Source organism: Protofrankia sp. CiP1_Cm_nod3 (assembly GCF_982290655.1).
In genome coordinates, this window is the sequence record NZ_CEVIVD010000112.1 from 1 (window position 1) to 624 (window position 624).

Annotated in this window: 1 protein-coding gene; it reads left to right on the top strand. The window is 70.5% G+C overall.

The features are described 5' to 3' along the window. The coding region (locus AC5LUJ_RS18230) for an AAA family ATPase (RefSeq protein ID WP_493465352.1) at nucleotides 1–624 on the top strand (624 nt) is incomplete at both ends.

The following is a 624-nucleotide window of genomic DNA, read 5'->3' on the forward strand; positions in this document are numbered from 1 at the left end:
CGGCAGACCGGGAAGACAACCACTCTGCAGGCACTTGCCCGGGAACTGACCACCGAAGGCCGGTACGCGGCGGTGCGGTTCTCCTGCGAGATCGGACGGGCCACCGGCGACGACTACGGCGCCGCGGCCCGGGGGATCCTCGAGCGGATCCGGGACGCCGCAGAGGCCACCCTCCCGGCCGATCTTCGCCCGCCGCCGTGGCCGGATGTGACTGACGCGAGCCTGCTGGTAGCCGCGCTGACCGCCTGGGCGCTTGCCTGTCCCCGTCCCCTGGTGCTGTTCTTCGACGAGATCGACGCGCTCCAGGGGCAGAGCCTGCTCAGCGTCCTCAGCCAGCTCCGCGACGGATACAGCAACCGGCCCAGCCGCTTCCCCGCCTCGGTCGCCCTGTGCGGCCTGCGCGATGTCCGGGATTATAAAGCCGCATCCGGCGGTGACCCGTCCCGGCTGGGCACCTCCAGCCCGTTCAACATCAAACTAGAATCGCTGCGGCTGGGCGACTTCACCCCGGACGAGGTCGCCGAACTCTACGCCCAGCACACCGCCGAGACCGGCCAGGAATTCACCCCCACCGCCGTCGACCGGGCGATCGAGCTCACCGCCGGCCAGCCCTGGCTGGTCAAC